37 protein-coding genes are annotated in these 24,861 nt (G+C 64.8%); 30 read left to right on the top strand and 7 right to left on the bottom strand.

The features are described from left to right. The 30 genes from IBL26_RS16825 to IBL26_RS16680 form a co-directional block, all read left to right on the top strand. Positions 1 to 72, top strand: a 72-nt coding sequence (locus IBL26_RS16825; protein WP_206684248.1) for an EF-Tu C-terminal domain-related protein, incomplete at its 5' end; no start/stop codon positions are given. A gap of 29 nt (positions 73 to 101) precedes the next feature. Further along, a complete protein-coding gene (gene rpsJ, locus IBL26_RS16820; protein WP_159998182.1) occupies positions 102 to 410 on the top strand; it encodes a 30S ribosomal protein S10 in 309 nt (102 codons plus the stop codon). 16 nt (positions 411 to 426) lie between these two features. After that, positions 427 to 1,113, top strand: coding sequence for a 50S ribosomal protein L3 (gene rplC, locus IBL26_RS16815; protein WP_187785663.1), 687 nt, complete (start codon positions 427 to 429; stop codon positions 1,111 to 1,113). Between the two features lie 12 nt (positions 1,114 to 1,125). Then, positions 1,126 to 1,746, top strand: a complete 621-nt coding sequence (gene rplD / locus IBL26_RS16810; protein WP_187785662.1) for a 50S ribosomal protein L4 — start codon at positions 1,126 to 1,128, stop codon at positions 1,744 to 1,746. A gap of 29 nt (positions 1,747 to 1,775) precedes the next feature. Further along, the gene (locus IBL26_RS16805) at positions 1,776 to 2,072 is read left to right on the top strand and encodes a 50S ribosomal protein L23 (protein WP_187785667.1); all 297 of its coding nucleotides are present in this window, start codon (positions 1,776 to 1,778) and stop codon (positions 2,070 to 2,072) included. 4 nt (positions 2,073 to 2,076) lie between these two features. Beyond that, positions 2,077 to 2,910 (top strand): 50S ribosomal protein L2, encoded by an 834-nt coding sequence (rplB, locus tag IBL26_RS16800; protein WP_187785661.1) that lies wholly within the window; start codon positions 2,077 to 2,079, stop codon positions 2,908 to 2,910. A gap of 5 nt (positions 2,911 to 2,915) precedes the next feature. After that, positions 2,916 to 3,194: a 30S ribosomal protein S19 gene (gene rpsS / locus IBL26_RS16795; RefSeq protein ID WP_007004406.1), complete on the top strand. Its 279-nt coding sequence runs from the start codon at positions 2,916 to 2,918 to the stop codon at positions 3,192 to 3,194. A 6-nt stretch (positions 3,195 to 3,200) separates the two neighbouring features. Continuing rightward, positions 3,201 to 3,605 (top strand): 50S ribosomal protein L22, encoded by a 405-nt coding sequence (rplV, locus tag IBL26_RS16790; RefSeq protein WP_187785660.1) that lies wholly within the window; start codon positions 3,201 to 3,203, stop codon positions 3,603 to 3,605. A gap of 1 nt (position 3,606) precedes the next feature. Continuing rightward, on the top strand, positions 3,607 to 4,284 hold the full coding sequence (gene rpsC, locus IBL26_RS16785) for a 30S ribosomal protein S3 (RefSeq protein ID WP_187785659.1): 678 nt from the start codon (positions 3,607 to 3,609) through the stop codon (positions 4,282 to 4,284). A gap of 12 nt (positions 4,285 to 4,296) precedes the next feature. Next, complete coding sequence (gene rplP / locus IBL26_RS16780) at positions 4,297 to 4,719, top strand: 50S ribosomal protein L16 (RefSeq protein WP_187785658.1); 423 nt, start codon at positions 4,297 to 4,299, stop codon at positions 4,717 to 4,719. A gap of 4 nt (positions 4,720 to 4,723) precedes the next feature. Further along, positions 4,724 to 4,930, top strand: coding sequence for a 50S ribosomal protein L29 (gene rpmC, locus IBL26_RS16775; RefSeq protein WP_187785657.1), 207 nt, complete (start codon positions 4,724 to 4,726; stop codon positions 4,928 to 4,930). A gap of 16 nt (positions 4,931 to 4,946) precedes the next feature. Continuing rightward, positions 4,947 to 5,237 carry a 30S ribosomal protein S17 gene (rpsQ, locus tag IBL26_RS16770; protein ID WP_187785656.1) on the top strand — a complete coding sequence of 97 codons (291 nt, stop codon included), beginning with the start codon at positions 4,947 to 4,949 and terminating at the stop codon, positions 5,235 to 5,237. An 11-nt stretch (positions 5,238 to 5,248) separates the two neighbouring features. Then, entirely contained in the window at positions 5,249 to 5,617 is a 369-nt protein-coding gene (rplN, locus tag IBL26_RS16765; RefSeq protein ID WP_120637985.1) for a 50S ribosomal protein L14, read from the top strand. A 2-nt stretch (positions 5,618 to 5,619) separates the two neighbouring features. Further along, entirely contained in the window at positions 5,620 to 5,940 is a 321-nt protein-coding gene (gene rplX, locus IBL26_RS16760) for a 50S ribosomal protein L24 (RefSeq protein WP_187785655.1), read from the top strand. Then, positions 5,937 to 6,497 carry a 50S ribosomal protein L5 gene (gene rplE, locus IBL26_RS16755; RefSeq protein WP_187785654.1) on the top strand — a complete coding sequence of 187 codons (561 nt, stop codon included), beginning with the start codon at positions 5,937 to 5,939 and terminating at the stop codon, positions 6,495 to 6,497. The genes rplX and rplE overlap by 4 nt, the downstream gene beginning before the upstream one ends. Positions 6,498 to 6,563: 66 nt before the next feature. After that, complete coding sequence (rpsN, locus tag IBL26_RS16750; RefSeq protein WP_187785653.1) at positions 6,564 to 6,869, top strand: 30S ribosomal protein S14; 306 nt, start codon at positions 6,564 to 6,566, stop codon at positions 6,867 to 6,869. Positions 6,870 to 6,884: 15 nt separating this feature from the next. Beyond that, a complete protein-coding gene (rpsH, locus tag IBL26_RS16745; RefSeq protein WP_187785652.1) occupies positions 6,885 to 7,283 on the top strand; it encodes a 30S ribosomal protein S8 in 399 nt (132 codons plus the stop codon). A gap of 13 nt (positions 7,284 to 7,296) precedes the next feature. Beyond that, entirely contained in the window at positions 7,297 to 7,833 is a 537-nt protein-coding gene (rplF, locus tag IBL26_RS16740) for a 50S ribosomal protein L6 (protein WP_187785651.1), read from the top strand. Continuing rightward, on the top strand, positions 7,834 to 8,196 hold the full coding sequence (rplR, locus tag IBL26_RS16735) for a 50S ribosomal protein L18 (RefSeq protein WP_187785650.1): 363 nt from the start codon (positions 7,834 to 7,836) through the stop codon (positions 8,194 to 8,196). Between the two features lie 12 nt (positions 8,197 to 8,208). After that, positions 8,209 to 8,823, top strand: a complete 615-nt coding sequence (rpsE, locus tag IBL26_RS16730) for a 30S ribosomal protein S5 (RefSeq protein WP_187785649.1) — start codon at positions 8,209 to 8,211, stop codon at positions 8,821 to 8,823. After that, positions 8,816 to 9,013 (top strand): 50S ribosomal protein L30, encoded by a 198-nt coding sequence (rpmD, locus tag IBL26_RS16725; RefSeq protein ID WP_187785648.1) that lies wholly within the window; start codon positions 8,816 to 8,818, stop codon positions 9,011 to 9,013. The genes rpsE and rpmD overlap by 8 nt, the downstream gene beginning before the upstream one ends. 1 nt (position 9,014) lies before the next feature. Continuing rightward, on the top strand, positions 9,015 to 9,512 hold the full coding sequence (gene rplO / locus IBL26_RS16720; protein ID WP_187785647.1) for a 50S ribosomal protein L15: 498 nt from the start codon (positions 9,015 to 9,017) through the stop codon (positions 9,510 to 9,512). A 109-nt stretch (positions 9,513 to 9,621) separates the two neighbouring features. Next, entirely contained in the window at positions 9,622 to 10,983 is a 1,362-nt protein-coding gene (gene secY, locus IBL26_RS16715) for a preprotein translocase subunit SecY (protein ID WP_187785646.1), read from the top strand. Between the two features lie 58 nt (positions 10,984 to 11,041). Further along, entirely contained in the window at positions 11,042 to 11,695 is a 654-nt protein-coding gene (locus tag IBL26_RS16710; RefSeq protein WP_187785645.1) for an adenylate kinase, read from the top strand. Between the two features lie 448 nt (positions 11,696 to 12,143). Beyond that, positions 12,144 to 12,521 (top strand): 30S ribosomal protein S13, encoded by a 378-nt coding sequence (gene rpsM / locus IBL26_RS16705; protein WP_187778575.1) that lies wholly within the window; start codon positions 12,144 to 12,146, stop codon positions 12,519 to 12,521. 1 nt (position 12,522) lies between these two features. Further along, the gene (gene rpsK, locus IBL26_RS16700; RefSeq protein WP_007434887.1) at positions 12,523 to 12,915 is read left to right on the top strand and encodes a 30S ribosomal protein S11; all 393 of its coding nucleotides are present in this window, start codon (positions 12,523 to 12,525) and stop codon (positions 12,913 to 12,915) included. A 27-nt stretch (positions 12,916 to 12,942) separates the two neighbouring features. Continuing rightward, the gene (locus tag IBL26_RS16695; protein ID WP_187785644.1) at positions 12,943 to 13,962 is read left to right on the top strand and encodes a DNA-directed RNA polymerase subunit alpha; all 1,020 of its coding nucleotides are present in this window, start codon (positions 12,943 to 12,945) and stop codon (positions 13,960 to 13,962) included. Between the two features lie 27 nt (positions 13,963 to 13,989). Next, positions 13,990 to 14,418: a 50S ribosomal protein L17 gene (rplQ, locus tag IBL26_RS16690; protein ID WP_187785643.1), complete on the top strand. Its 429-nt coding sequence runs from the start codon at positions 13,990 to 13,992 to the stop codon at positions 14,416 to 14,418. Between the two features lie 204 nt (positions 14,419 to 14,622). Further along, positions 14,623 to 15,450: an NAD kinase gene (locus tag IBL26_RS16685; protein ID WP_187785642.1), complete on the top strand. Its 828-nt coding sequence runs from the start codon at positions 14,623 to 14,625 to the stop codon at positions 15,448 to 15,450. Between the two features lie 20 nt (positions 15,451 to 15,470). Then, positions 15,471 to 16,109 (top strand): glutathione S-transferase family protein, encoded by a 639-nt coding sequence (locus IBL26_RS16680; protein ID WP_187785641.1) that lies wholly within the window; start codon positions 15,471 to 15,473, stop codon positions 16,107 to 16,109. A 10-nt stretch (positions 16,110 to 16,119) separates the two neighbouring features. Here the strand turns inward: IBL26_RS16680 and IBL26_RS16675 are convergent, their stop codons facing one another. From IBL26_RS16675 to IBL26_RS16645, 7 genes are all read right to left on the bottom strand, one after another. Further along, positions 16,120 to 17,058 carry a GDP-L-fucose synthase family protein gene (locus tag IBL26_RS16675; RefSeq protein WP_187785640.1) on the bottom strand — a complete coding sequence of 313 codons (939 nt, stop codon included), beginning with the start codon at positions 17,056 to 17,058 and terminating at the stop codon, positions 16,120 to 16,122. 136 nt (positions 17,059 to 17,194) lie between these two features. Then, positions 17,195 to 19,372, bottom strand: a complete 2,178-nt coding sequence (locus IBL26_RS16670; RefSeq protein WP_206684247.1) for a glycosyltransferase — start codon at positions 19,370 to 19,372, stop codon at positions 17,195 to 17,197. A 4-nt stretch (positions 19,373 to 19,376) separates the two neighbouring features. Continuing rightward, complete coding sequence (locus IBL26_RS16665) at positions 19,377 to 20,717, bottom strand: FkbM family methyltransferase (protein WP_187785639.1); 1,341 nt, start codon at positions 20,715 to 20,717, stop codon at positions 19,377 to 19,379. Positions 20,718 to 20,926: 209 nt separating this feature from the next. After that, the gene (locus IBL26_RS16660; protein WP_187785638.1) at positions 20,927 to 21,928 is read right to left on the bottom strand and encodes an ABC transporter ATP-binding protein; all 1,002 of its coding nucleotides are present in this window, start codon (positions 21,926 to 21,928) and stop codon (positions 20,927 to 20,929) included. Continuing rightward, positions 21,925 to 22,929 (bottom strand): ABC transporter ATP-binding protein, encoded by a 1,005-nt coding sequence (locus IBL26_RS16655; RefSeq protein WP_187785637.1) that lies wholly within the window; start codon positions 22,927 to 22,929, stop codon positions 21,925 to 21,927. Before IBL26_RS16655 ends, IBL26_RS16660 begins: the two co-directional genes overlap by 4 nt. Before the next feature lie 19 nt (positions 22,930 to 22,948). Continuing rightward, positions 22,949 to 23,887: an ABC transporter permease gene (locus IBL26_RS16650; protein WP_187785636.1), complete on the bottom strand. Its 939-nt coding sequence runs from the start codon at positions 23,885 to 23,887 to the stop codon at positions 22,949 to 22,951. A 1-nt stretch (position 23,888) separates the two neighbouring features. Beyond that, a complete protein-coding gene (locus IBL26_RS16645; protein WP_187785635.1) occupies positions 23,889 to 24,860 on the bottom strand; it encodes an ABC transporter permease in 972 nt (323 codons plus the stop codon). Position 24,861 lies beyond the last annotated feature (1 nt).

The raw sequence follows: 24,861 nt of genomic DNA, 5'->3' as shown, positions 1-24,861 counted from the left end.
GGCCTGCGCTTCGCCATCCGCGAAGGTGGCCGTACCGTTGGCGCCGGCGTCGTCGCCAGCATCAGCGCGTAACGGACAGCGGGAAGAGATAGGCGCCAGTCATGGACAGCCAGAACATCCGCATCCGCCTCAAGGCGTTCGATCACCGCGTGCTGGATGGCAGCACGCGGGAGATCGTGAACACCGCGAAGCGGACGGGCGCGCGCGTGCGCGGCCCGATCCCGTTGCCGACGCAGATCGAGCGGTTCACCGTGAACCGTTCGCCGCATGTCGACAAGAAGAGCCGTGAGCAGTTCGAAATTCGGACGCATCGGCGTTTGCTTGATATCGTCGACCCCACCCCGCAGACCGTGGACGCGCTGATGAAGCTCGACCTGGCCGCCGGGGTGGACGTCGAGATCAAGCTCTAAGGCCGGGGGAATTACCATGGCCGCGAAGAATGGTCGCACCGGCCTGATCGCGAAGAAGCTGGGTATGACCCGCTTGTTCAACGACGATGGCTCCACTGTGCCCGTCACCGTGCTGCACCTGGATCAGGTGCGCGTGGTGGCTGCCCGCACGGCGGAGAAGGACGGTTATGATGCGGTTCAGCTGGGCTTTGGCCTGGCGAAGCCGAAGAATGTCTCGAAGCCCAATAAGGGTCACTTCGCCAAGGCGGGTGTCGAGGCGCCGCTGAAGGTTGTCGAGTTCCGCGTCGGTTCCGACGCTGCGCTCGAGGTTGGCGCGAAGCTCTCCGCGAATCACTTCGTGAAGGGCCAGATCGTCGACGTGACGGGTACGTCCAAGGGTAAGGGTTTTGCCGGCGCCATGAAGCGCTGGAACTTTGCCGGTTTGGAAGCCTCGCACGGCGTCTCGATCTCGCACCGCTCGCACGGCTCCACGGGTAACCGTCAGGATCCGGGCAAGACCTTCAAGAACAAGAAGATGGCGGGCCATCTCGGCGTTGAGCGTATCACCACGCAGAACCTGGAAGTCGCTGGTTTCGACCTCGACAAGGGCCTGCTTCTGGTGAAGGGCGCGGTTCCGGGTGCCAAGGGCGGCTACGTGCTGGTGCGGGATGCTGTGAAGCATGCACGCCACGCTGATGCTCCGTTCCCCGCGGCCGTGGCCTGAGGAAGTAGGACAATGCAGGTTCCGGTCATCACGCTGGATAACGGCAAGGCAGGCGATATCGACCTGCCGGACGACGTGTTCGCGACCTCCCCCCGCGCCGATATCATGGCGCGCGTGGTGCATTGGCAGCTCGCCAAGCGCCGCGCCGGCACCCACAAGGTGAAGGGGATGGGCGAGGTTTCGGGTACGACCAAGAAGCCCTATCGCCAGAAGGGCACGGGTAACGCCCGCCAGGGCTCGCTGCGCGCGCCGCAGTACCGCACCGGTGGTGTGGTGCACGGTCCCGTCGTGCGCGACCATGGCTACTCGCTGAACAAGAAGGTCCGCCGCTTGGGCCTGATCAGCGCGCTGAGCCAGAAGGCCGCCGAAGGCAAGCTGATCGTGCTCGACACGGTCTCGCTGGGCGCGGATGCCAAGACCTCCGCCATGGCCTCCAAGGTCAAGGCGCTGGGCTGGAAGAGCGCGCTGGTGGTGGACGTGACGGTGGAAGAGGGCTTCGGCCGCGCCGTTCGCAACCTGCCGCACGTGGACGTGCTGCCGACCCTCGGCGCCAACGTCTACGACATCCTCAACCATGATGTGCTCGCGGTCACCCGCGCGGCCATCGAGGCCCTGAAGGAGCGGCTGTCGTGAGCGAGACCACTGCGAAGAAGAAGCCGGTGCTGTCGCGCGAGAAGATGTATCAAACCATCCTCTCCCCGCTGGTGACCGAGAAGGCGGCCGGGCTCGGCGAGAAGAGCCAGGTCTCCTTCAAGGTGACGCTGGGTGCGACGAAGCCGGAGATCAAGGCTTCTGTCGAGGCTCTGTTCGGGGTGACGGTTGTCTCCGTGAACACCCTCGTCGTGAAGGGCAAGACCAAGCGGGTGCGCGGCCGTGAAGGCGTGCGCTCCGACTGGAAGAAGGCTGTCGTGCGTCTGGCCGAGGGCCAGAGCATCGACCTGACGACGGGGCTCGCTTAACGCCATGGCGCTGAAGCACTTTAACCCGGTTACCGCGAGCCTGCGCGGGACGGTCCTCATCGACCGTTCCGAGCTGTTCAAGGGTAAGCCGGTCAAGCAGCTGACGGAGGGCAAGAGCCACTCCGGCGGCCGCAACAATCATGGTCGCATCACCGTCCGGTTCCGTGGGGGTGGACACAAGCAGTCCTACCGCCTTGTCGACTTCAAGCGGCGCAAGTTCAACGTGCCCGCGACGGTCGAACGGCTGGAATACGATCCGAACCGTACCGCCTTCCTGGCGCTGCTGAAGTACGAGGATGGGGAGCTTTCCTACATCATCGCTCCGCAGCGCCTGAAGGTGGGCGATACGGTCGTGGCCGGTGAGAAGGTCGATATCAAGCCGGGCAATGCTATGCCGCTCGGTGCGATCCCGGTCGGCACCATCGTGTACAACATCGAGATGAAGCCCGGTGCGGGTGGTAAGATCGCGCGTTCGGCTGGCACCTATGCCCAGCTGGTCGGCAAGGATGCCGGCTACGCGCAGATCAAGCTGATGTCCGGTGAGCTGCGTCTGGTCCGTGGTGAATGCATCGCCGCCATCGGCGCGGTGTCCAACCCGGACAACCAGAACCAGCATCTCGGCAAGGCTGGCCGCAGCCGCTGGCTGGGCCGCAAGCCGCATCAGCGCGGTGTCGTGATGAACCCGGTCGACCACCCGCATGGTGGTGGTGAAGGCCGGACCTCGGGCGGCCGCCACCCGGTTACGCCGTGGGGCAAGCCGACCAAGGGTTACAAGACCCGCACCAACAAGCGTACGAGCAAGCTGATTGTTCGTCGCCGCAACGTTACGAAGGGCTGACCGCGATGTCGCGCAGTGTCTGGAAGGGGCCGTTCGTCGACGGCTACCTGCTGAACAAGGCGGAAGCGGCCCGTGCCTCGACGCGCAACGAGATCATCAAGATCTGGTCGCGTCGTAGCACGATCCTCCCGCAGTTCGTCGGGCTGACCTTCGGTGTCTACAACGGCAAGAAGTTCATCCCGGTTCAGGTTTCGGAGAACATGGTGGGGCACAAGTTCGGCGAGTTCTCGCCGACCCGTACCTTCACCGGCCATTCTTCGGACAAGAAGGCGAAGAGGGGCTAAGGCGATATGAGCAAGCCGAAGCACCCCCGCAGCCTGGCTGAGACCGAGGCGCAGGCCGTCACGCGGAACATCCGCGTGTCGCCCTACAAGCTGAACCTCGTTGCCGGTCTGATCCGGGGCAAGAAGGCGCAGGACGCGATCGCGATCCTGACCTTCTCCAAGCGCCGCATCTCCGACACGGTGAAGAAGACGCTGGAAAGCGCCATCGCCAACGGTGAGAACAACCACCAGCTCGACGTTGACCGCCTGGTCATCTCGCGCGTGGAAGTTGGTCGCGCCGTGGTGATGAAGCGCTTCCATGCGCGTGGCCGCGGCAAGGCGTCCCGCGTCGAGAAGTGGTTCAGCCACATCTCGATCACGGTGGCCGAAGCGCAGGCTGAAGCCGTGTCTGCAGAGCAGGAGGCCGCGTAACATGGGCCATAAAGTAAACCCGATCGGGCTGCGGCTCGGCATCAACCGGACCTGGGATTCCCGCTGGTTCGCTGATGCCGACTACTCCCGCCTGCTGCACGATGATCTGAAGCTGCGGAAGACGCTGAAGGACCGCCTCAAGGGCGCCGGCGTCTCCAAGGTGATCATCGAGCGTCCGGCGAAGAAGCCCCGCGTGACGATCCATGCCGCCCGTCCGGGCGTCGTGATCGGCAAGAAGGGCGCCGACATCGAGGTGCTGCGCAAGGACCTGGCCAAGCTGGCCGGGGCCGAAGTGGCGCTGAACATCGTCGAGATCCGCAAGCCGGAAATCGAGGCGCAGCTGGTGGCCGAGAGCATCGCGCAGCAGCTGGAGCGCCGCGTGGCGTTCCGCCGTGCGATGAAGCGCGCCGTGCAGTCCGCCATGCGTCTGGGTGCCGGTGGCATCCGCATCAATTGCGGTGGCCGTCTGGGCGGCGCCGAGATTGCGCGCATGGAATGGTATCGTGAGGGCCGGGTGCCGCTGCACACGCTCCGCGCCGATATCGATTACGGCACGGCTACGGCGAAGACCACCTACGGCACCTGCGGTGTCAAGGTGTGGATCTTCAAGGGCGAGATTCTGGGCCATGACCCGATGGCGCAGGACAAGCGCGCCGCCGAGCAGGCGCCTCAGCGCTAAGGGATTGGCACCATGTTGAGTCCGAAGCGGACGAAGTTCCGGAAGGCGCACAAGGGTCGTATCAAGGGCCTGGCGAAGGGTGGCTTCAGCCTCACCTTCGGCGCCTACGGCCTGAAGGCGCTCGAGCCCGAGCGTGTCACCGCGCGTCAGATCGAGGCGGCCCGCCGCGCGATCACGCGTGCGATGAAGCGCGCCGGTCGCGTGTGGATCCGCATCTTCCCCGACGTTCCCGTCTCCACGAAGCCTGCGGAAGTCCGCATGGGTTCGGGTAAGGGCGCGCCGGAGTATTGGGTGGCCCGCGTGAAGCCGGGTCGCATCATGTTCGAGATCGACGGCGTCAGCCTGGAGACGGCGCGCGAAGCCCTGGCTCTGGGTGCCGCGAAGCTGCCGATCAAGACCAAGCTGGTCACCCGTCTGGGTGCGGCGGAGCTCTGATCAGATGACGAAGATCGTGGACGTCCGGGCTAAGAGCCCGGACGAATTGAAGGCGATGTTGCTGGACCTCCGCAAGGAGCAGTTCAACCTGCGCTTCCAGCGCGCAACAGGTCAGCTTGAAGCGGTTTCCCGCATCAAGGTGGTGCGTCGCGACATTGCGCGTGTTAAGACGGTGCTTGCCGAGCAGTCTCGCTCGGCAGCCAAAGCCTGACGAGGAGACCCCGGCAATGCCGAAGCGCGTCCTCACCGGGCGGGTGACCAGCGATAAGCAGGACAAGACCATTACGGTTCTCGTCGAGCGTCGCGTTATGCATCCGCTCTACAAGAAGTTCATCCGGCGCTCTAAGAAGTACGCCGCGCATGACGACGCGAACCTGTGCAAGGAAGGCGACCTCGTTTCGATCGAGGAATGCCGTCCCATCAGCAAGCGCAAGACCTGGCTTCTGGTCGCGCGCAATGGCGAGCCCGTTGCGGCACCGGCCGGCTTTAATGCCGCGGCCGAGCCGGCAGCGGTCTGAGGTAGCGATCGATGATTATCGTCGAATCCAACCTGGAAGTCGCCGACAACTCCGGCGCTCGCCGGGTTCAGTGCATCAAGGTGCTGGGTGGCTCGAAGCGCCGCACCGCGTCGGTGGGCGACATCATTGTCGTCTCCGTCAAGGAAGCGATTCCGCGCGGCAAGGTGAAGAAGGGTGATGTGCAGCGCGCTGTCATCGTCCGCACCGCCTATCCGGTGCGTCGCGGCGATGGCACGGCCATCCGCTTCGACCGCAATGCGGCCGTTCTGATCAACAAGCAGAACGAGCCCATCGGCACCCGTATCTTTGGCCCGGTGGTCCGTGAGCTGCGTGCGCGCAAGTTCATGAAGATCATCTCCCTGGCGCCGGAGGTCCTGTAATCATGGCCGCCAAGATCAAAAAGGGCGATCAGGTCCAGGTCCTCACGGGCAAGGACAAGGGCAAGAAGGGTGAGGTTCTGCGCGTTCTGCCGGCCGATGGCCGCGCGGTGGTGCAGGGCGTCAACGTCGTGAAGCGCCACACCAAGCCCAAGAGCGCGGGCCAGGAAGGCGGGATCGTGGAGAAGGAGGCGACCATCGACCTCTCGAACCTGGCCCTGCTCGATCCGAAGTCCGGCAAGCCGACCCGCGTCGGCTTCAAGGTGCTTGAGGACGGCAAGAAGGTGCGGGTTGCCCGTCCTTCCGGTGAGGTGATTGACGCATGAGCGACGTGAAGGAGCTCCCTCGCCTTCAGACGCACTACGCCGAAGTGGTGCGGAAGAAGCTGGCTGAGGAATTCGGCTACGGCAATCCGATGGAAGTGCCGAAGCTCGAGAAGATCGTCATCAACATGGGTGTCGGCGAAGCCGCCGGCGACCAGAAGAAGCTCGACGTCGCGGTCGGTGAGCTGACGCTCATCGCCGGCCAGAAGCCGGTCAAGACCAAGGCGAAGAAGGCGATCGCGGGTTTCAAGATCCGCGAAGGCCAGGCGATCGGTTGCAAGGTGACGCTGCGTCGCGCCCGGATGTTCGAGTTCCTCGACCGTCTGGTGACGATCGCGCTGCCTCGCATGCGTGACTTCCGCGGCCTTCCTGCTAATAAGGGCTTCGACGGCCGGGGCAACTTCGCCCTGGGCCTGAAGGAGCAGATCCTGTTCCCCGAAATCAGCTATGATAAGGTGGATCAGATCCGCGGCATGGACATCGTGTTCGTCACGACGGCGAAGACGGACAAGGAAGCTAAGGCTCTGCTCAAGGCCTTCGACCTTCCTTTCGTCAACTGAGTTTGGAAAACCGCCCCGGCTGGCCTCTTGAGCCAGACCGGGCAGGTTCCGGAGGATTATAACCGTATGGCCAAGACATCGGCTGTCGAGAAGAACAAGCGCCGTGAGCGCCTCTCGAAGCTGCACGCTGGCAAGCGCGCCGCGCTGAAAGCCACGGTCATGGACCGTGAGCTTCCGGTTGAGGAGCGTTTCGAAGCGTCGCTGAAGCTCGCTGAGCTGCCGCGCAACGGCGCCCGTGTGCGCGTGCGCTTGCGCTGCGAGCTGACGGGTCGCCCCCGCGCCAATTATCGCAAGTTCAAGCTGAGCCGTAACGCGCTCCGCGACCTGGCCGCCGTTGGTCAGATCCCGGGTCTCGTTAAGGCCAGCTGGTAAGGAAGGGGGCTCTCCATGTCTCTCTCCGATCCCCTCGGCGATATGCTGACGCGCATCCGTAACGGACAGCGCGCCAAGCACAGCCGCATCGTTTCGCCGGCCAGCCGCCTGCGTTCCGACGTTCTCGATGTCCTGAAGCGCGAAGGCTACATCCGCGCCTGGCGTTCCGAGCAGGTGCGCCCCGGCGTGGCCGTGCTCGACATCGAGCTGAAGTACTCTGAGGGCGAGCCCGCCATCAAGGAGATCACTCGTGTCTCCAAGCCGGGCCGCCGCGTGTACTCCAAGATCAAGGAGCTGCCGAAGTTCTACAACGGCCTCGGCATCTCCATCCTGTCCACGCCCCGCGGCGTGATGAGCGACAATGAGGCCCGCGCTGCCAATGTTGGCGGCGAAGTCCTCTGCCGCGTGTTCTGAGGGAGGGAGAAGCATGTCGCGCGTCGGCAAATATCCCGTCTCCGTTCCCGCCGGTGTCACCGTCTCGCTGAACGACGGCGTCGTGACGGCCAAGGGCAAGCTCGGCGAGCTGTCCCTGCCGATCGTCACGGATGCCGTGGACATCGAGATCAAGGGCAACGAAGTGGCCGTCTCCCCCAAGGGGAACGACCGCCGGGCCCGCACCATGTGGGGCACCACCCGCAGCCTGATTAACGGCATGTGCATCGGCGTTTCCACCGGCTTCTCGAAGTCGATGGAGATCACCGGTACGGGTTACCGTGCCGCGGTGCAGGGTAAGGAGCTGGTGCTGAACCTCGGGTTCAGCCACGAGATCCGTTACCCGGTGCCTGAGGGCATCAAGATCACCTGCGAGCGCCCGACGGCCGTCAAGGTCGAGGGTTCGGACAAGCAGCGCGTCGGTCAGGTGGCCGCCGAGATCCGCGGCTTCCGTGGCCCCGAGCCCTACAAGGGCAAGGGCGTGCGCTACGACAACGAGACGATCCTCCGGAAGGAGGGGAAGAAGAAGTAAATGGCGAACAAACTCGCTTTGCAGACCCGCCGTCGTGCGCGTCTGCGCTTCCAGCTTCGCCTCAAGAGTGGTGGTCGTCCGCGTTTGTCGGTCTTCCGCTCGGGCCGTCACATCTACGCCCAGGTCATCGACGACAAGGCCGGCCGCACGCTCGCTGCCGCTTCGTCGCTCGAGAAGGCGCAGCGCGACAGCCTCAAGACCGGTGCCGACAAGGATGCCGCGACCACCATCGGCAAGCTGCTGGCCGAACGCGCCATCGCCGCCGGGGTGACCGAGGTCGTCTTCGACCGTGGGCCCTACCTGTATCACGGCCGGGTGAAAGCCCTGGCGGACGGCGCCCGCGAGGGCGGGCTGTCGTTCTAAGGAGCACAGAATATGGCACGTGAACCGAGGAGCGGTGGCAGCGACGAGAACCGTCGCGGCCGTGGCCGTGGCCCCGATCGCAACGCCGAGCGCGAGCCCGGCGATGAGCTGAAGGACAAGCTGGTCACGATCAACCGCGTCGCCAAGGTGGTGAAGGGTGGCCGTCGCTTCTCCTTCGCCGCTCTGGTCGTCGTGGGTGACGAGAAGGGCCGGGTTGGCTGGGGCGCAGGCAAGGCGCGCGAAGTGCCGGAGGCCATCCGCAAGGCCACCGAGCGCGCCAAGAAGACGATGATCCGCGTGCCGATGCGCGAGGGTCGGACGCTGCATCACGATGTTGTCGGCGATTTCGGTGCCGGCCGCGTGATCCTGCGTGCGGCGCCCGCCGGTACCGGCATCATCGCCGGCGGCCCGATGCGCGCGGTGTTCGAGACCCTGGGCATGGGCGACGTTGTCGCGAAGTGCACGGGTTCCACGAACCCGCACAACATGGTCAAGGCGACGTTCTCCGCCCTGTCGCGCTGCACCAGCCCCCGCGCTGTTGCCTCGCGCCGTGGCAAGAAGGTCTCCGACCTGCTGGGCGGCGGCCGCAAGGACGAAGCCGGCACGGAGGCTGTGGCCAATGGCTGAGAAGAAGACCGTCGTGGTGACGCAGATTGCGTCGCCCATCGGCCGCAAGCCCGGTCAGCGTGAGACGCTGATCGGTCTGGGCCTCAACAAGATCCGCCGTTCGCGGGAGCTGGAGGACACTCCGGCCGTTCGCGGCATGATCCGCAAGGTCGCGCACCTGATTCAGGTGGGCGAGACCACGGAGAAGTAAGATGAAGCTGAACGAACTGCGCGACAACGAAGGCGCGCGCAACAAGTTCAAGCGCGTTGGTCGCGGCATCGGTTCCGGTAAGGGTAAGACCTCCGGCCGTGGCGTGAAGGGCCAGAAGGCCCGTACCGGCGTGTCGCTGAACGGTTTCGAGGGTGGTCAGCTTCCGATCTACCGTCGTCTGCCGAAGCGCGGCTTCGTCAACATCTTCCGCAAGGAATATGCGCCGATCAATCTCAACACGCTGGAGGATGCCCTGGAGTCGGGCCGCCTTCAGAGCGCTGAGATCACCGAGGACGCACTGAAGGCCGCTGGCCTGGTGCGGACCGGTGGCAAGGTCGTCGGCGTGCGCCTCCTGGCGCGTGGCGAAATCAAGCGGGCCATCAAGGTCACGGTGTCTGGCGCTTCGGCGGCTGCCATCGCGGCGGTTGAGGCGGCCGGCGGCTCCGTCACCGTCACGGTGCCGGTTGCTGCTGCTGAAGAAGAAGCGCCGAAGGCGTAACGCCTTGCGCCCCCCTGCGTGGGGGCGCTAGGTGTCGCACTTGAGGGCTGGCAACGGCGCCGTGGGGCATGCTCCCGGCGCCGCAGTCATGTTGTAAGGGTCAGAACTGATGGCGTCCGCCGCTGAGCAGCTCGCAGCCAACCTGAACCTGGGCGTGCTTTCCAAAGCCACAGAGCTGAAGAAGCGCATCTGGTTCACCCTGGCTGCGCTCATCGTCTATCGCATTGGCACCTACGTGCCGGTGCCAGGCGTCGATGCCAATGTCATGGCCGACATCCTCCGCCAGCATGGCGGTGGCATCCTGGGCATGTTCGACATGTTCACGGGGGGGGCGCTGGGCCGCATGACGGTCTTCGCGCTCAATATTATGCCGTACATCTCGGCCAGCATCATCGTGCAGTTGATGAGCAGTGCGGTACCCAGCCTGGAGGCCCTCAAGAAGGAGGGCGAGTCCGGCCGGAAGAAGCTGAACCAGTATACGCGCTACCTGACGGTGCTGATCGCCATCTTCCAGGCCTGGGGCATTGCCATCGGGCTGGAGGCCATGCGCGGCAGCATGGGCCAGACCGCGGTGTATGAGAGCGGCATGTTCTTCCGCCTCTCCTGCGTCGTCACCCTGGTCGGCGGCACGCTGTTCCTGATGTGGCTGGGCGAGCAGATCACCGCCCGCGGCGTCGGCAACGGCATCAGCCTCATCATCTTCGCCGGCATCGTGGCCAACCTGCCGCATGCCGCGATCGCGACGCTGGAGCTGGGCCGCACCGGCGCACTCTCCACCGGCTTCATCATCGCCTTCCTGGTCATCGCCCTGGCCGTCATCGCGTTCGTGGTGTTCATGGAGCGGGCGCAGCGCCGCATCCCGGTGCAGTACCCGAAGCGCCAGGTCGGCAACCGCATGTTCGGCGGCGAGAACACTCACCTGCCGCTGAAGCTGAACACCGCCGGCGTCATTCCGCCGATCTTCGCGTCCTCGCTGTTGCTGCTGCCGGCCACCTTCGCGGGCTTCTCCGGCGGGGCGCAGCAGGAAGGCTGGCTGACCAGCATCGCCAACCTGCTGGCGCATGGCCGGCCGGGCTACATGATCCTGTATGTGGCGCTGATCATCTTCTTCGCCTTCTTCTACACGGCCGTGGTGTTCAACCCGACCGAGACGGCGGACCAGCTGAAGAAGAACGGTGGCTTCATCCCCGGCATCCGCCCGGGCCAGGCGACGGCCGATTACCTCGACCGCGTGCTGAGCCGGCTGACCGGCGTCGGCGCCATCTATCTCTGCATCGTCTGCCTGCTGCCCGAAATCCTGATCAGCCAGTACGGCGTGCCCTTCTACTTCGGCGGTACCTCCCTGCTGATTATCGTGTCGGTCACGATGGACACGGTGGCACAGATCCAGTCTCATCTCTTCGCTCACCAGTATGAGGGGCTGATCAAGAAGTCCCGGCTTGGTGGGCGTGGTGCTCCCCGCGTGCGCTAAGGCACGCGGGTCGTCTCAAGGGCCTGCGGGGGCCCGGTTTGCTGGGGAACAAGCGTCGATGAACCTGATTCTGCTCGGTCCGCCGGGTGCCGGCAAAGGCACCCAGGCCAAGCGCCTGGAAGAGCGCTACGGCATCGCGCAGATCTCCACGGGCGACATGCTTCGCGCCGAGGTCAAGAGCGGCAGCGAGATCGGCCAGCATGCCAAAGGCATCATGGAGCGCGGCGAGCTGATGCCGGACGCCATCATCACTGCGATGCTGGCCAACCGCGTCTCCCAGCCCGATTGCGCCAAGGGCTTCATCCTGGATGGCTTCCCGCGCACAACGCCCCAGGCGGAAGCGCTGGATATCATGCTGAAGGACAAGGGCCTGAAGCTCGACCACGTGATCGAGCTGAAGGTGGATGACGGTGCGCTGGTCGAACGCATCGCCGGCCGCTTCACCTGCGCCAAGTGCGGCGAGGGCTACCACGATAGCTTCAAGCCGACCAAGGTGCCGGGCGTCTGCGACGTCTGCGGCAGCACCGAGTTCACCCGCCGTGCCGACGACAAGGCCGAAACGGTGGCAGCGCGCCTCGAAGCCTATCACCGCCAGACGGCGCCGCTGCTGCCTTACTACTCGGCACAGGGCAAGCTGAGCCAGGTGGATGGCATGGCCTCGATGGCCGAGGTGTCGCAGCAGATCGGCGCCATTTTGGGTGAGCCGGGCTGAAGGGAAGGCTGGGGGAAAGAATTCCCCCAGGCCCCCATCTTTTTTCTGCAGCATTCGGGTGTTTGGCGCGGTGATGCCTCGCTCGTCGTGCCGAGGCGCCTCAGTCTTTAAATGGCCTGTCGAAGCGCCGCCGTGCCTGCCTTGAATGGCACCGCCAAGCTTCCAGAAAAGAAGAAGGGGTCCGGGTAATTGCTTCCCCGGCCTCACGGCACCGCCCGGTGCGGCGGCCCATCGCCCTGCCAGGCGAAGCACTTTTTCAAACGTCTTCTTGACTCTCGGCGGTACGGGGCCTACACCGCCGCCTCTTGCGGTCGCGGGGTACTCTCCGCGCCGTGAGGCTGTTTGCATTCCGCGCGTCATTCTAAGCGGGGTGTAGACGATCACCTCGCCTGGCGCATTCGGTGTCAGGCAGACGAACAGAAGCCCCAAGGGCTTCGGGAGCAGGTACGTGGCGCGCATTGCAGGCGTGAACATCCCCACCAACAAACGCGTTCTCATTTCCCTTCGCTACATTTACGGCATCGGTCCGGCGAATGCGAAGGTGATCTGCGAGCAGCTCGGCATCCCCGAGGATCGGCGCGTCAACCAGCTGACGGACGAAGAGATCGTCAAGCTGCGTGAAGTGATCGACCGCGATTATCGGGTCGAGGGCGATCTGCGTCGCGAGAACGCGATGAACATCAAGCGCCTGATGGACATGGCCTGCTACCGCGGCCTGCGTCACCGCAAGGGCCTGCCGGTCCGCGGCCAGCGCACCCATACCAATGCGCGCACGCGTAAGGGCAAGGCCGTTGCGATCGCCGGCAAGAAGAAGGTGACCAAGTAATATGGCCCGTCAGCCGAGCGGTCGTCCCCGCAAGAAGGAACGCAAGAATATTGCGTCCGGCGTGGCCCACGTCCTCGCCTCCTTCAACAATACCATCGTCACCATCACGGACAGCCAGGGCAACGCCATCGCGTGGTCCTCGGCCGGCAGCCAGGGCTTCAAGGGCAGCCGCAAGTCCACCCCGTACGCCGCGCAGGTCGCGGCCGAGGACGCGGGCCGCAAGGCACGCGAGCACGGGATGGAGACGCTGGAGATCATGGTGTCCGGTCCCGGTTCGGGGCGTGAGTCGGCTCTGCGCGCTCTGCAGACCGTCGGCTTCTACGTCACCGCCATCCGCGACGTGACCCCGATCCCGCACAATGGCTGCCGTCCGCGCAAGCGTCGGCGCGTCTAAGGCACACGGTCGCAGGAGGCACCCAATTTGCTCGAGCGCAACTGGCGTTCCCTGATCCGCCCCGAGAAGCTCGAAGTCGAGCTTTCCGGCGCGGAGCCGTCCCGCACCGCGACCGTGGTGGCGGAGCCGCTGGAGCGCGGCTTCGGCATGACGCTCGGCAACGCGCTGCGGCGGATTCTTCTGTCGTCGCTGCAGGGTGCCGCCGTTACGGCCATCCGGATCGACGGCGCACTGCATGAGTTCTCCAGCCTGCAGGGCGTTCGGGAGGATGTCACCGACATCGTCCTGAACATCAAGCGGCTGGCGATCCGCATGCAGTCCGAAGGCGCGAAGCGTCTTCAGCTCACGGCTACCGGCCCCGGCGAAGTCACCGCCGGGCAGATCCAGACGACTGGCGACATCGAGATCGCCAACCCGGACCTGGTCATCTGCACGCTCGACGACGGCGCCAAGCTGTCGATGGAGCTGACGGTCGATGTGGGCAAGGGCTATGTCCCGGCCAGCGAGAACCGCCCGGAAGACGCCCCCATCGGGCTGATCCCGGTCGATGCCATCTACTCCCCTGTCCGCCGCGTGGCGTACCAGGTGCAGCCGACCCGCGTGGGCCAGCGCACCGACTACGACAAGCTGGTGCTGACGGTGGAGACGGACGGCACCATCGCCCCGGACGATGCCATTGCCCTGGCCGCGCGCATTCTGCAGGACCAGCTCCAGCTGTTCATCAACTTCGATGAGCCGCGTGAGCGGAAGGTGGAAGAGGTGCAGGACGACCTGCCCTTCAACCGCAACCTGCTGCGCAAGGTCGATGAGCTGGAACTGTCGGTCCGCAGCGCGAACTGCCTGAAGAACGACAACATCGTCTATATCGGCGACCTCGTTCAGAAGACCGAGCAGGAAATGCTCCGCACGCCGAATTTCGGCCGCAAGTCGCTGAACGAAATCAAGGAAGTCCTCGCTTCCATGGGGCTGTCCCTCGGCATGACCGTGCCGGGCTGGCCGCCTGAGAATATCGAGGACCTCGCGAAGAAGATCGAAGAGCCGTTCTGATTTTCGGCCACCTGAAGGAATAGACCCATGCGTCACGGGGTTGCCGGCCGGAAGCTCGGCGTTACCTCCACCCACCGTATTGCGATGCTGCGCAATATGGCGACCAGCCTGATCAAGCACGAGCAGATCACCACGACTCTGCCGAAGGCGAAGGAACTGCGCCCCTACGTGGAGCGCATCATCTCCCTCGGCAAGCGTGGCGACCTGCACGCCCGCCGTCAGGCCTATGCTCAGATCCGCGACGAGAAGGTGGTGGCCAAGCTCTTCACCACCATCGCCGAGCGGTACAAGACCCGCACGGGTGGCTACACCCGCGTGCTGAAGGCCGGCGTCCGCTACGGCGACGCCGCCGACATGGCGGTGATTGAGCTGGTCGAGCGCGACGTGGCCGCCAAGGGCCTGGATTCCGGCCCGAAGCCGGAAGCCGAGGCCGAAGGCCAGCAGGACGCGGCGTAAGCCGCTTCCCGCAGCCAGGCGTGGTCCGCAGCGGCTTCACCGCCGGCGCGGATCGTGCATGGCCCAGGATCAGGGGCGGATGGGCAACCATCCGCCCTTTTTCTATGTTGGGGCGCCGAATGTCATGCTGTCAGACTTGATGGCGTGCGGGCGGCGGGAGACACTTTGTTTCATGCACGCTCCCGCCTTGCCGCCTCCACTGCCATGACGGCCGCTTTGATGGGCGATTCCGGCCAGGGGCCCGACACACCGGACCTCCCCGCCGACCTGCATGGCCGCATCACCTTCCTGGCCGCGCCGACCGAGGTCGCCGAAGCGGCACGGGATCGGCTGGTCGCCCTGCATGGCGATGCCGGGCCGGACGACGCCGTCGTGGTGGTGGCGCTGGGCGGCGATGGCTTCATGCTGGAAACCCAGCACCGCTTCCTCGGCCACAACATGCCCACCTACGGCATGAATTGCGGCAGCGTCGGCTTCCTGATGAACGCCTTCCATGAGGACGACCTGCTGGCGCGCCTGGCCGCCGCCCAGGCGGCGACGCTGCACCCGCTGCGGATGCGGGCCTGGGACGGCGACGGTACCCTGCACGAGGCCCTGGCCATCAACGAGGTGTCCCTGCTGCGAGAGACCCGCCAGGCCGCCAAGCTGCGTATCCTGGTCGATGGCAAGGAGCGCCTGCCGGAGCTGATCTGCGACGGAATCCTGGTCTCCACCCCCGCCGGCAGCACGGCCTACAACCTCTCCGCCCACGGCCCGATCGTGCCGTTGGGCACTAACCTGTTGCCGATGACGCCGATCTCCGCCTTCCGTCCCCGCCGCTGGCGCGGCGCGCTCCTGCCCTCCGAAGCCCAGGTGGTATTCGAGGTGCTGGAGCCCTCCAAGCGGCCGGTGGCCGCCGTCGCCGACTATGTCGAGGTCCGCGACGTCCGTTCGGTCGAGGTCCGGGAAGACCGCAGCAAACGCCTCACTTTACTGTTTGACCCTGACCATGGCCTCTCCGAGCGCATTATTGCTGAGCAGTTCACTGTCTGATCGCCGAGGAAACGCTTGAAATGAAACTGTACTGGTGCCCGAGGACCCGCTCGCTGCGCGCGCTTTGGATGTTGGAAGAAGCTGGCGCGGCCTATGAGCGGGTGCTGGTGGATATCCATGGCGGGCAGCAAAAAGACCCGGCCTTCCTGGCGTTGAGCCCGATGGGCAAGGTGCCGGTGCTGCAGCAGGGCGCTATCGTGATCGCCGATTCCAGCGCCATCTGCGGCTGGCTGGCCGACCGGATGCCGGAGGCCGGGCTGGCCCCGCCGCTGAACCACACCGATCGCGGCCGCTACCTGCAGTGGCTGATGTTCTCCGGCGGCTATATCGAGCCCGCCCTGGCCGAGAAGCTGGGCGGCTGGACGCCCAATACCATCGCCCATGCCTGGGGCGACTACGGCCGCGTGATGGCCACGCTGGATGCCGGGCTGGATTCCGGCCCATGGTTGCTGGGCCAGCAGTTCAGCGCGGCGGACGTCGTCGTCGGCTCCGCGCTGCGCTGGGGTGTGATGTTCGGCATGATCGAGGCAACGCCGGTCCGCACCGCCTACGTGTCCCGCTGCGAGGCCCGCCCCGCCTTCCAGCGCGCCCTGGCGATCGATGCCGGGCCGGAGGAGGAGTCCCACCCGCCGGCAGCCCCGAAGCTGCCGCCGGGGTAGCGCCTGCGGCTCAGCGCCGCGCGGTGTCGCAGTGCGCGGCGTACCATTCGAAGGTCTCGCGCAGCGCCTGCTTCAGCGAGGAGCCGGGCTGGAAGCCCAGGTTCTGCAGCTTGCCGATGTCATAGCTGCGCATTTTCTGTCCGTCTGGCTTGGTCCGGTCCCATTGCAGTTCGTGCCGGAGGCCGGAGATCTCCTTCAGTAGGCCCGCCACGTTGGCAATCGAGATGGCCTGGCCCGTCGCTAGATTAATGGGGCCGCTGAAGCTGCGGCCTATGAGCCGCATGGCGGCGGCGGCGTCCTTAACATAGAGGAAATCCCGTTCCGGCTTGCCGGTGCCCCAAATGGTAACCGGCTGATCCTCCTGGACCGCGCGATGGAACTTCGAGATCAGCGACGGCAGGACATGGCCGCATTCCTCGTCGAACTTGTCGTGGGGGCCAAACAGGTTGGTGGAGATGCAGAAGGCAAACTCCATCCCGTACTGGTCGCGGTAGGCTTCCAGTTGCGCCAGCATGCCACGCTTCGCATGGGCGTAACCTGCCTCTGAACCGTGTGGAGGGCCAATCCAGACCTCTTCCTCGACCATCGGTAACCGGACCATGTCCGAGTAGACGGCGGCCGAACCCATGGCCACGATTTTCCTGACGCCCGCGATTCGCGCCGCCTCGATGACGTTGGTATTCATACGGACATTATCGAGATAGGCTTGGCCTTGGGCACGCATGTTGCCCATGATGCCGGTGACTCGTGCAGCCAGGTGATAGACGATGGTGGGCCGGTGCCGCTCCATCATCTCCAATGTCTGCTCGAACTTGGTTAGGTCTGCGTCCTGACTCGAGACGGCGACCGTCGTGGTGCCTGCGGCATCGCGCAGTTCTTGCACCAGGGCCCGGCCCATCAGGCCTGACGCACCGGTGACCAGTGCGACATCAGAGGTGGTATTGGCCATTGTGATCTCGCTAAGAAATGCGCTTCAGCAGCGCTGGGGTAAATCATCAGGCGAAGAGGCTGAAGGCGTGGTCGTCGGCGGACGTACTGGCCGCAAACGTAATCACGCTATGGCCGCCAGCTTGGCGGCCATCAGGCTAGGCGGCTGAGCAGAAAATCATGTCCATGTCCGGGTTCATGTAGGCCACCGCCGTGGACACATTGCTGACCACGTGCAGCAGGACGTTGCACCGCGCCATGCAGTAGGCATCCCGCACCACTTCCCAGGCCATGGCGAGAGACCACTGGTCCCTCGAAGCTGCGACGAGGTGTTGTAGCTGGTGCCCTTCCTTGTTTTTTTCCTCGGCGGACAGCGCTTCGAAGACTGCGTCTTCGGCGGCACGGGTGCGGCGCACGTCATCAAAATAGGCCACGCGGTCGCCGAACTCGGCGCGGAACATGGCGACGACGCGTTCTTGATCGGTAGCTAGGAACACGCCCCAATCCTCGCTGTCCCGAGCGATGCCGCGCTCCTCCAGCACCGCGTAGATGCGGCGGATATAGCTGTCGGTATGCGCGATTTCTGCGTTGGGCTGCTCGACGGTGTGGCTGGGATGGCGGACATGAGCGGCAATCAGGAAGGGGTGCCGCAGATGGCGCTCCGCGAAGCCGTCAATTTCCGCCTGCAACTCAGGCCGCAGGCGCACGTGGTCCTGGAAGACCCGGTGATACTGGCGGCGCCAGCCCTCGAAACCCCGGCTGTGGTAGAGCTTGTAAGCATGCACGTAGGTCATGAGCGGTTCCCGTGCATAGTCACCGCCGATCGAGACGCCATCCGTATGGAGATAGAGCGCTGCCTCGTCATTCATCTCTGCTGCCGTGAAGCCGTAAAGCGGCTGGAACAGCCGGGTCCACAGGTTACCGTCGCCAGGCTGGCCGTAGCAGAAGCTCATGACCCGGGTATCACCCTGCCGCTCGATCAGCCGGTCGACATCCCAATCTGGAAGGGTCGAGTGGCAGCGGTCCTCCCGGATGTCCCAGGCGAGGTGATTCATAAAAGCATTGAAGATGGAGAAGAAACCGCCGTCATGCGCCGCTACCACGCGCCGGCGGGCGTGAGGGATGGCGCTGGCATGGCGGCCTAGCCGGCTTTCCACGACCGACCGGACGTCAGCGGGAATGGCAAGGAGTCGTCCGTCTTCCCGAGAGGGCCGGAACCGCCCGGTCCCAGGGTCGATCAATGCGGCGAAAGCGGCGGAGAGACGAGAGAAGGTGAAGTCCTGGGCAATGCCGCGGCGAATATGCAGGGTCTTCTCATAGTCGGGGGAGCGGACGAAGGCGAAAGCCTGTTCCAGCGCCGCCATGGTGGGCTGAACACGCACCGCGCGTTGTTGGCCAAAGACGCCGTTGTCGATCTCAGGGTAACGGGCAGGCAGAGCGACATCGGCAGCGATGGCGAAGACGCCCGGATGGCCTAGCAGGTCGCGGTGGCCACCGACATTTGAGAGGACCAGGCTCTTGCCATAGGCAAGGGCCTCGCGCGCGCCGATCGAGTAGCCTTCACCGCGCGAGCAGTTGGCAAAGACATCGAAGCTCTTGATCAGCTCGTTCTTCTGCTGCGAGCTCAGGGAACCGTGGCTGACCACCACGTTGGTCGCGCCGCTTTTCTCGATCAGGCGCTGCACGTCGCGGAAGGCTTCGCCGAAGGCCAGGTTGGAATGCAGGACCAGTTCCGCCTCGTCGGGACGGTTGCCGTAGAGCCGGAGGAAAGCGTCCAGCAGCGTCTGCACGCCCTTGCGGGGATGGAAGGCAGCGACCGAGCCGAAGCGCACCTTCTCCTCCCGCGGGCTGAGGCCTTCCGCCAGCATGCCATCGAGGTCGAGCGGGATTGGCAGGGTCGCGATCGGGGTCTCGACCTGGGAAGCGCGCGCAACCGGAATCATCTCGGGGCTTGAGGCGATGATGAGATCGAAATGCGTATTAAGCAGTTGGGCCCAGCGAGATGGCAACTCGTCCGAATCATAAACCAGATAGGCGAATTTCAGGCTGTTTGGTGGCATCAAGGCGTAGTTGAAATCATGGACGCCGTTCCATAGGACGTCGCAGAAGAACGACACCGAGACCGAGTCCGGATCCTTGCAGACAGGAATGCGTCGCCCGTTCGGCAGAACCACTGCTTCCTGCTGGCGAAGTGTCGGATCGGTAGGAAGGACGCAGATGGCGAAGCTGCGCGAAAGGACCTCGGCCAACCCATAGGTGATCGCGCCGATTCCTGTGTGGAAGTCACAGCGGCCGACGATACAGATGCGGGGGTCGGCATTGGTGAGATGCAGCATCCGCTCAGCCCCGGTGCTGACCGGGGGCCAGCCGACGCAAGGCCCGCAGCGGCAAGGTCAGACGCCAGGAGGTGCTGCGGCGGATGGCCTCGATATGCCGCCGGCCGGCTTCTGCCCCGCTGCGATGTAACTCGGCTTCCGCCCGCGCGGCCACGACCTCGGCCTGCGCTCTCGCAATCTCGGCTTGCTTCCTATCAAGCTCCGCCTGTGAATTCTCAAGGGCATGCTGAACGTTGTCGGCATAGGTCTGCAGTGGCGCCTGCCCGGCGGCAAGGCGATCATTCTCACTTTCGAGCCGCTCGATCTCCAGCCGCGCCGCTTTGAATGCGCGCTCTACATTTTCAGCATAATGCTGCAGCGGCCCCAGGCGCTCCAACAGGGACTGGCGCTCCTGCGCCAGAGATGCGGCGTGGCGGTTGGTCTCGAACAGTTCCTGCATCCAGCCGTTACGCTCGGCGGTCAGGCGCTCGATGTCCTCGCGCGGCGCAGTGCCGGCTGCCTGCTCTTGTGCGGCGCGAAGTGCCAAGGCTACCTCGTCGCGGGAAGCGATGCAGGCGTCGCGCTCCGCACGGAGCCGATAGGCCGTGGTGTGGAGTTCCTGGACAACCGCGGAATGGTCCGCCTCGATGCGTTGCAGGTTCAGCGCCAAGGCTTCGGAACTGCGGATGAATGCGTCGCGCACATTGGGCGGAGTGGTGAAATGGGCGTCGAGCTGCTCTGAATGCTCATCGGCGACATAGAAACGGTTCAGGCCGTCGAAATAGACAAAATGGTAGCCAGCCTTCACCAGCATGCCTTCCCATTCGGCGTGGCTGGGCATCAGGGTCACCGGGTCGATCGCTTCCACCAGGATGACCCAGGGGCGCCACCGGCCAAAATTTGCTCCGCGGATGACCTCGGCCTCGGCGCCTTCAACATCGATCTTCAGGAAGTGGATGGGGCCTGTGATATGTTCAGCGCACAGGTCGCGCAACGGACGGACCGCAATACAGGTACTGCGCGTGCCATGGCCAGCCTGGCCGTGCAGCCCGGCGACATCGTGCTTGGTGGTCGACAGGCGATCATCGTCTTCGACAATGAAAAGCTCGGTTTCCCCGATGACGTCGCCGACCGCCATATGGAGATTGACGTCGCGTTCTCGGTGTTCAGCGAGCTTTCGGTAAATATCGGGGTTGGGTTCTACATTTAGTCCGTGCCAGCCGCGGCTGTAAAATGCTGCGGTGACTGAATCGCGCTTAGGATCTCCAGCGCCTATATCAATATAGAAGCCGTCTTTAATTGACCGGAACGCACGCCACAACATGACGTCCTCATAATTTTGCGAATACGAAACAAAATTGGCCACGTCTCGGTCCTTAAATGCAAATCCAATATTTTTTGTTTTAGTCCGTGTTCCAGAGTTTCTACCTAACGGCGAAAATCCGTCTAGCCACACTTGGCGGGAAGCTTCTTTCTTTCAGCGAGTGTGGCACAGCTGCATGGCTGCCGGCGGAACAATGCCAAAAAAACCCCGCATCAAGCGGGGTTTTCAAGATCAGATGAGCCTGGGCCTTCTCAGGCCACCTTGTCGTTCAGGTGGCAGGCGCTGCGGTGGCCTGAGGCGACGGTCTTCAGCATCGGCCGCTCCACCTTGCAGCGGTCGAAGGCGAAGGGGCAGCGCGGGTGGAAGTGGCAGCCCGGCGGCGGATTGAGGGGTGAGGGGATCTCGCCCTTCACGCCGGCGAAGCTCTTCTTGCGCGCATCGATCCGCGGCACCTCGGACAGCAGGGCCTGGGTGTACGGATGGTTGGGGCGGGCAAAGATCTCCTCGGACGGCGCTTCCTCGACCACCCGGCCCAGATACATGATGACGACGCGGTCGGAGAGGTGCTCCACCACGCCGAGGTCATGGCTGATGAACAGGTAGGTCAGGTTCAGGTCGCGCCGCAGGTCCATGAACAGGTTCAGGATCTGCGCCTGGATGGACACGTCCAGCGCCGCGACGGACTCGTCGCAGACGATGAATTCCGGCTGCACCGCCAGCGCGCGGGCGATGCCGATGCGCTGGCGCTGGCCGCCGGAGAACTGATGCGGGTAGCGGCGCTTCAGGGTGGGGTCCATCCCCGCGCGGCGCATCTGCTCGTCCACGTAGCCGTCGTACTCGCTGCGCTTGGTCAGGCCATGCACCAGCGGCGCCTCGCCGATGATGTCGGCGACGCGGATGCGCGGGTTCAGCGACGACATCGGATCCTGAAAGATCATCTGCGTCTGCAGCTTGGCGCGGCGGCCTTCGCTGCCGGTCAGCTCCGCCAGTTCCTTGCCGTGCCAGCGGATGGTGCCGTCGCTGGCCGGCATAATGCCGGCCACCATGCGGCCCAGCGTGGACTTGCCGCAGCCGGATTCACCGACCAGGCCGACCACTTCGCCCTTGTTCACGGTCAGGTCCACGCCGTCCACGGCGTGCACCGTCTCGTCCCGCACCGGCGCACCCAGGCGCTGCAGGATCTTGCCGGCGAAATCCAGCTTCTTGGAGAAGCGCTTGGAGACGCCCTTCAGTTCGATGATCGGGGTGCTCATGCGGCCTCTCCCTGCTTGGCGGGGAACAGCGGGTGGAAGCAACGGACCTCGCGGCCCGGCGCCACCTCGCCGAAGGGAACCTCCTGCTTGCAGACCTCGGTGGCATAGGCGCAGCGGGTGCGGAAGGCGCAGCCGGGCGGCAGGCGCATCACGTTCGGCGTCATGCCCGGGATCTGCTTCAGCGGCTCGCCGCGCTTGTTGCGGCTGGGCACGCTGCCGATCAGGCCGGCGGTATAAGGGTGCAGCGGCATGTCGAGCACGGGCGCGACCTCGCCCTTCTCCACCACCTTGCCGGCGTACATGACCGCGATGTCGTCGGCCAGGCCAGCGACGACGGACAGATCGTGGGTGATCCAGATCATCGCCGTGCCGGTCTCGGCGCAGAGCTTCTGCACCTCGGCCAGGATCTGCGCCTGGATGGTCACGTCCAGCGCCGTCGTCGGCTCGTCGGCCACGATCAGCTCGGGGCGGTGCAGCAGCGCGATGGCGATGGCCACGCGCTGGCGCATGCCGCCCGAGAACTGGTGCGGGTAGGATTTCAGCCGCTCGTCGGGGGAGGGGATGCCGACCATGCCCAGCGTATCGCGGGCGCGCTGGCGGGCTTCCTCCTTGCTGACCTTGGTATGCGCCTGCACCGTCTCGATCATCTGCGTGTCGATGCGCAGGACCGGGTTCAGCGTCATCATCGGGTCTTGGAAGATCATGGCGATGCGGTTGCCACGCAGCTGCCGCATCTGCTCTTCCGACTGCTTGGCCAGGTCCTGTCCGTGGAACAGGATCGAGCCGCCGACGATGCGGCCCGGCTCGTCGACCAGGCCGAGGATGGAGAAGCCGGTCACGGTCTTGCCGGAACCGGACTCCCCCACCAGGCCGAGCACCTTGCCGCGGCCGACGCTGAAGGAGACGTCGTCGACCGCCTTCACCACCCCTGCGCGGGTGAAGAAATGGGTCTGGAGATTACGGACCTCGAGGGTCGGAGCCGCCGCCGTGAGGGCAGTCATCGGTGTGGGCATCCTTGCTTTACTTCTTCAGGCGCGGGTTCAGCACGTCGCGCAGATGGTCGCCCACCAGGTTGATCGAGACGATGGTCACGAGCAGCGCGATGCCCGGGTAGAAGCTGATCCAGTACTTGCCGGAGAGCATGTACTCGTAGCCGTTGGAGATCAGCAGGCCGAGCGAGGGTTCGGTGATCGGCACGCCGAGGCCGAGGAAGGACAGGGTCGCCTCCAGCGCGATGGCGCGGGCGATCTGCATGGTGCCGACGACGATCAGCGGCGGCATGCAGTTGGGCAGCAGGTGGCGGAAGATGACGCGGTGGGTCGGCAGCGCCAGGCACTGCGCGGCCTCGATATACTCGCGCCGGCGCTCCACCAGCGCGGTGCCGCGCACGGTACGGGCGTAGTAGGCCCATTCCACGATCACCAGCGCCAGCACGACGTTCGTGATGCCCTTGCCGAGGAAGGCCAGGATCATCAGCGCCGCCAGGATGGACGGGAAGGAGAGCTGCAGGTCGACCAGGCGCATGATGACGCTGTCGGTGCGCCCGCCGGCATAAGCCGCCAGCAGGCCGAGCGAGGCGCCGACCATGCAGGCGATGAAGGCGGAGCCGATGCCGACGGTCAGGCTGATCCGCAGGCCGTACATGATGCCGGAGAGCATGTCGCGCCCCTGGTCATCGGTACCGAGGAAGTAGGTGAAGCCGGCGCCGCCGACCGTACCCGGCTCCATCCGGCCGTCCATGATGTCCAGCTGGGCGAGGTCGTAGGGGTTCTGCGGCGCGATAAAGGGCGCCAGCAGGGCGATCAGAACCAGGCTGACGAAGACGATCAGCCCGACCGTCGCCGTCTTGCTCTCGAAGAACTCGGAAACGAAGCGGCGGAACGGCGTTTCCACCTTCAGCGCCACTTCGGGGACCGCGGCGGCCGGCAGGCCGGTCTTGGGAAGGGAACTCGCGCTCATGTCACTTGTTCTCCAGCCGGACGCGCGGGTCGAGGGCCGAGTAGGACAGGTCGACCAGCAGATTGATGGTGATGAACATCAGCACGATGATCATCAGGTAGGCGACGATCACGGGACGATCGAGCACGTTGATGCTGTCGATGATCAACTTGCCCATGCCCGGCCAGGCGAACACGCTCTCCGTCACGACGGAGAAGGCGATGGTGGAGCCGAGTTCCAGGCCGACGACGGTGACGACCGGGATCATGATGTTCTTGAAGACGTGGACAGAAATGACGCGGCGGTTGGTCAGGCCCTTGGCGCGGGCGAACTTCACGAAGTCCATCAGCATTGTCTCCCGCACGCCGGCGCGGGTGAGGCGGATGACCAGGCTGATCTTGAACAGCGCCAGGTTCAGCGCCGGCATCGCCAGGTGGCGCAGCCCGTCCCAGGTCAGGAAGGACCAGCGCATGCCCATCACGTCCACCGTCTCGCCACGGCCGGTCGAGGGCAGCCAGCCGAGCTGCACGGCGAAGACCATGATCAGCATCAGGCCCACCCAGAATGTAGGCAGCGAGAAGCCGAGGATGGAGCCGGTCATGATGCACTTGGCGCCGAAGGACTTCGGCTTCAGTCCGGCATAGAGGCCGAGCGGGATGCCGATGATCAGCGCCATGATGGTAGCGCCGAAGGCCAGCTCCAACGTCGCCGGCATGCGCTGCAGGATCAGCTGCAGGGCGGGCTCGTTGAACACGAAGCTGCGGCCGAGATCGCCGCGCAGCGCGTTGCCGAGGAAGGAGAGATACTGCATCCACAGCGGCAGATCGAGGCCGAGGGCCTTGATGGCGCGCTCACGCTCCATCTGGTCGGCGTCCGGCGAGATCAGGATCTCGACCGGGTCGCCGATGGCGTAGACGCCGACGAAGACGATGACGGACATCGCCAGCATGACGAGCGCGGCCTGGAGCAGCCGCCGCAGGAGGTAAAGGCTCATG

This window comes from Teichococcus aerophilus, from assembly GCF_014490485.1.
GTDB lineage: Bacteria > Pseudomonadota > Alphaproteobacteria > Acetobacterales > Acetobacteraceae > Pseudoroseomonas > Pseudoroseomonas aerophila.
This window is presented reverse-complemented; position numbering and strand designations above follow the sequence as displayed.